The 10,427-nt window shown below is 58.0% G+C and carries 9 protein-coding genes and 1 tRNA gene; 1 reads left to right on the plus strand and 9 read right to left on the minus strand.

Annotated elements, in window-relative coordinates:
• Position 1 precedes the first annotated feature (1 nt).
• Both GL284_RS10615 and GL284_RS10620 read right to left on the minus strand, forming a co-directional pair.
• A complete protein-coding gene (locus tag GL284_RS10615) occupies positions 2 to 1,033 on the minus strand; it encodes a cysteine synthase A (protein ID WP_155044595.1) in 1,032 nt (343 codons plus the stop codon).
• Between the two features lie 75 nt (positions 1,034 to 1,108).
• A complete protein-coding gene (locus GL284_RS10620; protein WP_341870353.1) occupies positions 1,109 to 2,236 on the minus strand; it encodes an NUDIX domain-containing protein in 1,128 nt (375 codons plus the stop codon).
• Between the two features lie 100 nt (positions 2,237 to 2,336).
• Between GL284_RS10620 and GL284_RS10625 the strand changes: the two genes are divergently transcribed.
• A tRNA-Ser gene (locus GL284_RS10625) sits at positions 2,337 to 2,426 on the plus strand.
• A 127-nt stretch (positions 2,427 to 2,553) separates the two neighbouring features.
• Here GL284_RS10625 and GL284_RS10630 read toward each other — a convergent pair.
• The 7 genes from GL284_RS10630 to GL284_RS10660 form a co-directional block, all read right to left on the minus strand.
• Positions 2,554 to 5,049, minus strand: a complete 2,496-nt coding sequence (locus GL284_RS10630; RefSeq protein WP_155044596.1) for a tape measure protein — start codon at positions 5,047 to 5,049, stop codon at positions 2,554 to 2,556.
• Positions 5,050 to 5,245: 196 nt separating this feature from the next.
• Positions 5,246 to 5,707, minus strand: coding sequence for a hypothetical protein (locus GL284_RS10635; RefSeq protein ID WP_155044597.1), 462 nt, complete (start codon positions 5,705 to 5,707; stop codon positions 5,246 to 5,248).
• Positions 5,707 to 5,988, minus strand: a complete 282-nt coding sequence (locus GL284_RS10640) for a hypothetical protein (protein WP_155044598.1) — start codon at positions 5,986 to 5,988, stop codon at positions 5,707 to 5,709. Before GL284_RS10640 ends, GL284_RS10635 begins: the two co-directional genes overlap by 1 nt.
• Positions 5,988 to 6,404: a hypothetical protein gene (locus GL284_RS10645; RefSeq protein WP_155044599.1), complete on the minus strand. Its 417-nt coding sequence runs from the start codon at positions 6,402 to 6,404 to the stop codon at positions 5,988 to 5,990. Before GL284_RS10645 ends, GL284_RS10640 begins: the two co-directional genes overlap by 1 nt.
• 4 nt (positions 6,405 to 6,408) lie before the next feature.
• Positions 6,409 to 6,609 (minus strand): hypothetical protein, encoded by a 201-nt coding sequence (locus tag GL284_RS10650; RefSeq protein ID WP_155044600.1) that lies wholly within the window; start codon positions 6,607 to 6,609, stop codon positions 6,409 to 6,411.
• Entirely contained in the window at positions 6,602 to 7,375 is a 774-nt protein-coding gene (locus tag GL284_RS10655; RefSeq protein WP_155044601.1) for a hypothetical protein, read from the minus strand. The genes GL284_RS10650 and GL284_RS10655 overlap by 8 nt, the downstream gene beginning before the upstream one ends.
• A 601-nt stretch (positions 7,376 to 7,976) precedes the next feature.
• Complete coding sequence (locus tag GL284_RS10660) at positions 7,977 to 10,268, minus strand: DUF5906 domain-containing protein (RefSeq protein WP_155044602.1); 2,292 nt, start codon at positions 10,266 to 10,268, stop codon at positions 7,977 to 7,979.
• Positions 10,269 to 10,427 lie beyond the last annotated feature (159 nt).

Here is a 10,427-nt window from a genome sequence, read left to right on the forward strand (position 1 = left end):
GTCAGTCCTCGAATACTTCCGGCAGGGCGGCGGGCTTGCGCGTCATCCAATCCGGCACCGGCAGCCCCTTGGCACGCAGGAAATCCGGGTTGAACAGCTTGGTCTGGTAACGCGTGCCATAGTCACACAGCACCGTCACGATCGTGTGGCCGGGGCCCAGATCACGCGCCATGCGGATCGCGCCCGCCACATTGATCCCCGATGAGCCGCCAAGGCAAAGCCCCTCATGCTCCAGCAAATCAAAGATGACCGGCAGCGCCTCGGCATCGGGAATGCGATAGTTGAAATCGGGGGTGAAGCCTTCAAGGTTCGCGGTGATGCGCCCCTGCCCGATGCCCTCGGTGATGGACGAGCCGGGCGAGTCGAACACCCCTTCGGTATAAAAGCTGTACAGCGCCGCGCCCTCGGGATCGGCCAGACCGATCTTGACGCCCTTAGGCTGCAAGGCCATCGCGACCCCCGCCAGCGTCCCGCCCGAGCCCACGGCGCAGATGAAGCCGTCGACCTTGCCGCCGGTCTGTTCCCAGATTTCGGGGCCGGTGGTTTCGACATGCGCCTGACGGTTCGCCACATTGTCGAACTGATTGGCCCAGATCGCGCCATTCGGTTCGGACTTGGCCAGTTCGGCGGCCAGACGGCCGGAATAACGCACATAGTTGTTGGGGTTCTTGTAGGGCGCAGCCGGAACCTCGACCAGTTCGGCCCCGGCAAGGCGCAGCATGTCCTTTTTTTCCTGACTTTGCGTCTCGGGGATCACGATGACCGAACGAAAGCCCATCGAGGCGCCGACCAGTGCCAGACCGATGCCGGTATTGCCCGCCGTGCCTTCGACGATGGTGCCGCCGGGCTTCAGATCGCCCCGCGCCACCGCGTCCTTGATGATATACAGCGCGGCGCGGTCCTTGACCGACTGGCCGGGATTCATGAATTCAGCCTTGCCCAGGATCTCGCAGCCGGTGTCGTCCGACGCGCGGCGCAGACGGATCAGGGGAGTGTTGCCGATGGCAGAGGCAAGGTCGGGACAGATGCGCATGGCGTGGCCTTTCGCGAATTGATCGCCTTGGTCTACACGCCAGCGCCTTGCGGCGACAACCCCGACCGTCCCCTGTCAAACGGTCACATGCTGCGGCAGTTCCGATAAAATCCGTGGGACCGACAGTTCCAGCCAAAGCGCCAAAGCCAGCAGCGGACCGTTCCTGATTTCCCCCGCCATCGCCATCCGGGTCAGTTCGGCGCGCGGGATCAGATGGCTGCGGATGTCCTCATCCTCGATATCCAGCCCGCCGAAACCCGCCGCATCGTCGGGCAGATCGGCGATGCCGACATACAGATACAGGTATTCCGCCATCGCCCCGGGGCTGGGATAGTTGTGCGGACCGGGCAGCAGGCGGCTGATCTGCAGGCCGGTTTCCTCGACCGCCTCGCGCAGGGCGGCGGCTTCGGGGGTTTCGCCGGCATCGACGCGGCCCGCCACCGTTTCGTAAAGCCATGGTTGCAGATCGCCGCGCGCGGCGGGACCTGCACGGAACTGGTCGATCAGCATGACCCGGTCGCGGACGGGATCCCATGGCAGTACCACCGTCGCATCGCCCGAGACAAAGACCGCACGCAGCATGTCGGGCGACCAGTCGCCGCGATGGCGCCGCTGGCGCATGACCAGCGATTCGACGGCGAAATAGTTGTGATAGGGCTCGGAGCGGTCGGCCAGTTGCCAGCGATCCTCGCCCTCGGGGCCGATCTGGTCCAGACCCGCGCTGTCCGCCGCGGCCCGTTGCCGCGAGGCGACCCAGCCCGCGATCATCGGCAGGCGGTGGCGGATGTCCTGCACCGGGCGATCGGCAGGCAGCGCCAGCAACCAATCGGCAATCGCCCCCGCAAGCTGGGGCTGCCATGGGGCGTCCTGGCACGGTTCCGGCGGATGCTCCAGCCGGATGCCCAGCACATCGTGGCCCGCGATCTGGTCGGGAACCAGTCCGAAGATCTCGGCATAGCGGGCCAGAGGCGTGGTCCAGCCGGTCTGCCATGCCGGGATCGTGCCCTGTTCGGGCAGCCAGCACGGAAAGCCATCGGCGGCAATTCCCGCCAGCGCGCCCCCCGCCAACTGGCCGGGAATCGCGGCGGCAGGCGTCGCATCGGGGGCAAGGCGCAGGCGCAGGGCCGGATCGGCCAAGGGTCCGATCAGCAGCACGATGCGGCTTTCGGAACAGGGATCAGGTCTTGAAAGGACATATGTCACCGTAATTCAGGGTCATCGTAAAGTTTTGCGGCTTTTTCACCCGAAGCCTCTTGCGCTTCCACATTGGCCCGTCTAAATCCCCGCCACCACCCAAAAGCGCGGAGAGGTGCCGGAGTGGTCGAACGGGGCGGTCTCGAAAACCGTTGAGCCTGCAAGGGTTCCGTGGGTTCGAATCCCACCCTCTCCGCCATTTCACCAAAAATACCCAATAAAATCAGCTAGTTATGCGAATCGGTGAATGGCTTAATGCCATCCTGCCTATCCACCCGGCTTCAATACATGTGGCCACACGTCGCAACATGTGGCCACATTTCGATTCACCGCGCGCGCCGGTCAGCTTCGATTTGTTCCAAGCGGTCAGGAAGCTGATCGTTCATTTCGCTCATGCCTTGAACCACGATGTTCGTTGCCTGATCCTTGGCGATGACTTCCACCGTGGGCCGGAACATGTCGCCTTCCTCGGCGCGAACGATGAGTTCAAGCTGGCCGCTCATCGAACCGGACGCGACCGCCGCGCCGCCCGCACCGCCGCCATACATCTGGACGCCTAGTGAGCCGTCAGGGCCGCGCGTCAGGGGCATGACCGCTTCAGGTCCAGCCTCACCCATCACCCCGAGCGCGAAGCCGCCGCCCTGCGCGAATTTGAAGGGGGTCGGGCTGTCAAATAGCCCGTTGGTGAACGCGCCGCCATTGGCGAACGCCTCAACCTGCCCGCCGCCGTAGAACGTCCCGCCTCGGGCGAAGGGGGCGGGCTGGACGGCATTAAGCCCCGCACCCTGCAAGCTGGCGGTCATCACGTCACCACCGAACGTCCCGCCCGCTGCGAACGGGATACCCATTGCGCCCAACAGCGGCTTGATGATCAGGGCTTGAATGGCAATGTCCAGCAAGTTCTTGATGATGGATTTTGCCATATCAGCAAAGTTCGCTTTGCCACCAACCGCCAAATCAGCGAACGAAGTTCCAAGCGCAACAACGTCCTGTTTCGCAAGTTCTTCGAGTTGCGCACCGACGCTTGCGGTTTGGCCTTGGACGATCTTGCCCCATTGTTCAGCCGTTCCGCCCGTTGCAAGAAACGCGGCCTGAATGCGTCCGAGCGATTCCGCAAACGCATCGTTGCCGATGATCGCATTATCTCGGGCTTGCGTCAGCACATCGAACGCCCGGCTTGCTTGATCAAACGGTTCGGATAGCAGGCTGATTTCATCGGTGATGCGTTGCAGTTCGGTGATCTTTTCAGCCGCTTTCCCCGCTGCGCCGCCCGCCTGATCCAACGCGCCGCCTAAGCCCGCAACCGCATCCGTGGAACGTCCCGCCGAACCCGTTACGTCATCGACGGTCGTTTGAAGTTCGGCCAGCTTGTCGCGCGCCGGGCCGAACGCTTCATTCACCATGCCAGCAGCTTCGGCCAGTTTGGTGTTCGCCACGGTCGCAGCTTCCATGGAAGCAACAAGCGCATCATTGCCCGCAGCCGTCGCGTTCATGATCGGCCCGGACGCCAGCGAATTGGCGAGTTCACCGAAGCCCAAGCCTTCAACGCCAACTTTGAACATGGTGAGGAAATCGGCCCATTTGAACGAAAGATCGGAAACGAACAGATAGAACTCGGATTTCACCTTGGCCCAAACACCGGACAGAGCGGGCGGGATCGCTTGCGCGCTGTCTGCGATGCCCTGCCACACCGCCCCGGCCAGTTCGCCTAGGAAGGTGAACGCCTTGCCGACACCGCCGACACGTTCGGTCAGCGTGATGAAAGCGTTGATCAGCGTCCCGACCAGCACCACGACCGCGCCGATACCCGTGGCAATCAGCGCGCCGCGAAGCGTGACCATTGCCGCGACCGCTGCATAGGCGCTGGATACGATGCCCCATAGCGCGGGGATATAGGTTGCCGCGACCGCTGCGCCCGCCACGCCTGCATAGACGGCGAATTCCCGCAGATGGTTCGCAGCGAACAGGATTGCGCTCGCAACGCCACCGCTCGCGCCGGTCAGTTCGTTGAACCGGCCCACGGTCAACATGAATTCTTCCCCGAGCCGTCCCAAAGCCTGACCAATCGTCGGCGTGGTTTTCGCAAAGGCCGCTTCCAATTCGTCGGTTTGCGACAGGATCGCGTTGAAGAACTCACCGGACGTTAGCTTGCCGTCCAACATCATCTGCCGCAGTTTGGCGACCGAACCGCCCGCTTCATCAATGCCGCGCGCCGCCGCGAGCGCGATGGGGTAAGCGCCTTCGACAATCGAATTGAACTCTTCCGCACGGACAACCGAACCGCCCAACGCTTGCGACAATTGAAACAGCGCACCGGACGCCTGTTCCGCCGAACCGCCTTGCTGGGCCAGCGCCAGACCTATGTTTTCGGTGAACCGCATCATCTGCGATTGCGAAGCGCCCAATTCTTTCCCGGCGATAGACAACCGTTGATAGAGTTCCACCGTTGCACCGAGCGGGGCGCGTGTCCGGGACGCGATACCGTTCAATTCGGACATGAGCGCATTCACGTCGCCTTGTCCACCCGCCACGACTTTCAGCGTGTTTGAAAGCGCGGTGAATTTATCGGACAGACCGGACAGCGCCGAAACGGAGAACGCGCCCGCGAAACCGATAGCGAACGATTTGAGTATCCCCGTCGCCGCACGCATCCGCGTTCCAAGCGCAGCGGTTTGCGCGTCCATCTGCGCGAAACGTTTTTCAAGCTTTTGGGTGAAGGATTCGGCGCGTTGTGCAGCCGGTCCCAAATTGTCCAGATCGCGCTTGGCTTTTAGCAACTGCGATGTTTCGGCCTTAAAACCGATGCGGGCCAAATCTTCCATTCATTCTATCCTATCTAAGACGTGTTTGCGTAGGGCTTGGGGGCATAGATCGGCCAGAGAACAGACAAAGCGGTAATCAGAGCCAGACGATTTGAACCAGTTGATTGCTTTCCGTTTATCGTTCAATCGTTCTTCGGATAGCTTACCAGTTGCGAGCGCATCATTCATTGCGGTGATTACGACCGCGCGCCACAACTCAACAGCCACGAACGAACTGCCCGCCGTTGATCAGTGCGCGCCAATCAGGTTTGTTCGAATGCCATTGCAGATTTCGGAAGAATGCCAATTCGCCAAACGCAGGACTTCCAACGCAAGCTGCAACCGTGCGCACCGCATCGGCTTCGTTTTGATACCAGATCGAATTGAATTGACGCTTTCCCAACCCGCCATAGACCGAAGCATAGCACGCAAATATCGTGGCTAGGTCATATGCGTTGGCAAACAGAACGACCTGATCGGGCAGATTCGAACCCCGGATTGATACAACCTTTGCATGAGTGCGCGTATTTCTCGCCACATCGCCAGCAAGCAAGTCGATGCGAGGACAGGCAAGCGCCAGCTTTTTAGCGTGTGGCGTATCAACGACGATGAAATGTTCAGTTTGCAAGTTAACTAGCAGCGACCATTTGCGGATGAATAGATAAGGGGCTTGTTCCATCACGCATCTTTCATCTGAAGGTAAAGAGTTTGCAGATCGGATTCGCTCATGGTGTTAGGAAGAGAATCCGATATTTGATAAGGGTGTGTTCCGTTCATCGTCGCAAGCCATTGCTGTTCGGACGGGGTGTCGCGCAGATAGATTTGGCGTTCGTAAGCTGCGAGCGGACACAACAATTCCTCAATCGGCTTTCCGAATAATGCTGCACGTTCTGCGGCACGGGCTTCAACAACCGCTGCAACAGCGTCCAATTTTGCCAACAGTCGAGCGGCTTTGCCCATCAGATCGCACCACCCTGTAACAGCGCGGTAAGCTGTTCAACGCGCTGTTCAAGAACGGAAATTTTTTCGAGCGATTCAAGTTTCTCAAGGACAGAAGCAATGGCGCGGGCTTCGTCCGTTGAAAAGTCGCCGTGTTCCAGATGGTCACGGATTCCATCGGGCGTGGCATCGACTTCTAGAACACGACCAGCCGGGAGTAGGCGGTTCAATACGAACTCGACGGCTCTCTGTTCGCCCGCTGCCAAATTATTGATAAGCGCGGCCCACGCTGCGGGCGCGAGTTCATGAAGCTTTTCCACCGATTCGCGGGTCAGGCGATTTTTAGACCCTTTGACGCGACCCGGCCCGCGTGCAAACGTCCCGTTTGAATTACGAACGGCCATAGACATGTGGTTATCTGTTGCATCCTGTGTCATCGTTTCAAATCACTTCAATTTGCCAACCGCGTTCATTGCGCAGCCAATCAACAACGGCTTGCGTCTGGTAGCAGCCATTTGTCGATTTAGGCATTCCGTGACGCTTGCGGTAATAGGCTGCAAGCTGATACGAAATTCCGAAATTCAGCGCGAGTTGGCCCGCGCTGATAGTTTCGGACGCAACGATTCGGATATGCTTAGTCATCCGATGCAAGCCCAGCCTCTTTCAGCACGTCCATTGCGGAAAGCCCGGTCAAGACCGATACGGCGCGCAAGATTTGCTTCAAGTAATCTTCCGCCAGTTCCAGCGTTTCAGCGCGATGGGTCAGCTTATCAACCGCTTTTTGCGCAAGGGCTTCAGCGCGCTGGTCGTCGTTCCCAGATTCGGTCAAGTTCTCGGGCGTGCTTTGACGGGGCAGAACCAGATTCGATTTCTTGACGTGATTGAGAACGATCCAACGTTGTTCAAATTTTTCCCAAATCCGATCATCAACGGCGAAGTAATCTGGACCCACTTCATAGCAAGCACAAGCGAGTTCATAGTTCGCATTGTTCAGGCTGGCGATGCGATTGGGAGCGTCTTGAGCGAACACACGCCGCCGCAAATCCGAGCGGACGATTGGCGACGGGGCTTTCGATTCGTCCAACCGCGCCATTTCAATTCGAGCCAGCTTCACCGCAGCATGTTCTTTCTGAACAGCCTTCACGGCTGAAACGAAGCCGGGCAACATCATGCGTCCGGTCTTTTCCTTTTCAGCCGTGAATTTTGCACCAGTCAGACCGTCACGAAATTCATCGGCCAGCCGGTTGAGATAACCGACGACCGCCTGATTGTGCGCGCGCAGGGTCGGGCCGATCTCAGCATATTCCTCGACCACTCGGGGCAGGAATACGGACAGCCGCGCGCCGTCAATTTGGACGGCGGTAACGCCGCCTCGGTCAGATGCGTTGTGGGTCACGGTGAAAGACATAGGAACCTCTAAAAGGATTGCTGGGCTTTGTAGAATACAACCTATGCGGGTGTTGTGACCCAAGCAAGAAAAATCGTAAAACCCCTTGACATGTTTTTTCACTTGTGAGTGCGATCTAATTGAAACCGAATCGTTTCAGTTTGGGCGGTTCGTTGGATAGGCTGAATTCAAAACATCGCCAAATCGTTGTGATATTGGCGAACTATGGCGGATGATTTGTCCGCTTACCGCGTTGCGCATCGCAGGGACGCTGAACTGGGCGCGGTAGGTTCAGCCTGCAACGATAAATAATAATAAGCTTATAAATCTTGCTTTGGTTTTTTGGTTGTTTTTTGGTTAGCGTAAGTCGTTGTTTTTCTTAAATTATAACCAAATAACCAAATAACTAAATATTATAGAGAGAGAAAGAAAGATAGATATGACGTAGAACACCACCGTCCATCTGCTGCCCTGCCACCCGTGGGGAATGTGGGGAATTTTTTGGTTTTTGGTTTGCTGGTTATAATCAAGCGAAATCAATTACTTAAGAAAACCAAAAAATTTCGGGTTTGGTTTTTGGTTATTTCATGGAAAAAAACGGGGCCTAGACCCCGTTCATTTCTCAACCGTGATAACCTTGATCGGCCATGTAGTGCTGCAATGATCGCCATTCACCCAATCGGAACAGGCGCGGGGTGTATCCGCGTTCTTGAATGATCGGTGTTGAGTGGCGTCCGATTAGCTTCCCGCCCAGATCGTCGGTGATGGCCTTGGTGATTGCTTGCGTGCTGTAGTCGCGTTTCAGCATATCGCGCACCATGTCCCGATTGATCCAACCGCCTCTGAAGCCCGGCGCTTCGGCCTCTATCGCGTCCATGATCGCGGAAGCAATCGGCCCAAGCCCTGCCGTCACGGCTTCGGCATGGCTGGACGTGCGAGGCGCACGCATCGGCAGCCCGCCGCGCTCAATCCGATAGTTCATCAGATAGTCTGCAACGATCTTCAGACCGGCGCGCGCCCCGTCCGCGTCCAGCCAGCCGAACAACGCTCGGAAATAGTCATCATTCATCCCGCGCGCCTCAATGTCCGAGACGGATTGAATTGCGCTGTAGAACACGGCAAACCGGCGTGAGTTGTCGTTGATCGGGATGGCGTCCTTGTGGTTCGAAAAGAACAGCCAGTTGCCGGGGTTGTCGGCTTGCACTTGATCCTTGCCTTTGCCTTGCAGTTCGATTTCGCGTTCTGAAACGATTGGTTTAAGAACTTCAACCATATCGCGTTTTTCATCGGTTCGGATTTCGTCCGCAACGAAGAATAGCTTTTGATCCATCCAGCCATTGAACTTTGCACCGCTATCGTTCAGCAGCTTTGCGTTCGGAAAGTAAGTGTAGCTGTGACCTATCACATGTTGCATGATCAACTTGAACACGCCTTTTCCGACGCCTTCAGCAGATTGAATGAGCAAAGCCCATGGGATTTTGTGGCCGGGATATTTTGCGTTATGCGCCAGATACTCAACAAGAATTCGTTGGTCGTTAGCGTCAGGAAGCACAAGCGAAAGATGTTTCAAGAATGGCGACGGATCGCCTTTCATGGTTGCGATTTTGGCCGGTCGATAAATATTGATCGCCATTCGGCCTAATTCGTCCTCTGTTATCATTCCGAAATTCTCATTCGGATTGAAGCGCGGATAGTCGATTTTCGGGACGGTCCAGAACACCGAACGAGTTGCCGCTTTCCAAGGTTCATCGGATGGCGCGCCGGTCGGGTTGATGACGAACCGCTTGCCGCCATATTTGGCATTAAATGCGGTTTGGTTCATCGTTCCGAACGGGGTGAACATGTAGCCCGTTGACGATATGAATGCACAACCTGCGAACCAACTCTTGCATTCGTCCGCTGTCAGGATCGCGCCGTATTGCGAATTCAACGGGTGCGCGCCAGCTTCCCAAGGCGACACGGCATTGCCCGAGCCGGATTGAGGCGACGGCACGACCGGCACGGGTTGCGGGGGAACCGAGCCGGGTTGAGGCGGCAGAGGCCGCACCGGAACCGCCTGCGCGCCATGGAACAGGTAAGCGCCGTTCAAGCTGGGGTTTTGGCGCAGCAGCCCCTTCCAGCCTATTTCCGTGTCGGTGATGCTGTCCCAATGTTTCAGGTTGTAATCGCGCCCCTTTGAATCGTTCCCGAACCGCTCACACCATGCCAACCAGCGTTCGCGCAGCATGTCTGGTTCGGCCACGTTCCAGCCCGCTTGCTTATACGCGGCGGTGAAGGCGATGAATTCCGGGTGAGACATGCCGTCAATGGGCATCGTATCCAGCGCGTGCCAAAGCCAATCCGCAGACGGCGCGGCAAGAGTCGGATCGCCCAGCTTGTGCCGCGTGCCGGTCGTGCTGTCGTCTATGGCGGTGATATGCGCCAGCGTGGCGGCAAGCTGGCCGGGGTCGCACCGATGCCCATAGCCGGGCGCTTGGTAGCATGTGACCAGATGCGGCGCGCCCTTGCGGTGATAGAAACCCGGCACGCGCAGGACGCGCGTTGCGTCAATAACTGCCGGGTCGCCTTCGTAGAACTGGCGCAGCTTGCGTTGAACCGTTTTGAACCATTCGTTGTCCCGATAAGTCGTCACCGTCCAATAGACGTGGAACTTGTTCGGGCTTGTCTGGACGTAAAATTGCGGCGGCATCGGATGTTGCAGCGCCCGTTGCGAGTTCTGCGGCGCGTTCAGATTGTCCAAATCAACGACTTGCGCACGAATGGACGCGACATGTTCAAGCGTGTCGGTTTTGACGCCATTTTCAAGCGGTCGCCCATCAACGCCATATCCGAAACCGTCCATTTCGTTAACGGTCGCGAAGATGCCGTAACCGTTCGCGTTGAAGTTGCACGCTTCGTTCCAGATCGCAGACAACGTTCCGCGACGTTTGATCGCAGCGCGCCCCTGATAGTGCCCCGCGGCGTGGTGTAGGAGCGCCGACCCTCGGAGAGGTCAGGGCTTGTTCAGGTGGCCACGGCGGGCAGCCTGACGGTTGGATTGTCGGTCACACGGGCGAGCGTTTCAAGGCTCATG

Origin of the sequence: Paracoccus shanxieyensis (assembly GCF_009711265.1) — a bacterium.
Taxonomy (GTDB): domain Bacteria; phylum Pseudomonadota; class Alphaproteobacteria; order Rhodobacterales; family Rhodobacteraceae; genus Paracoccus; species Paracoccus shanxieyensis.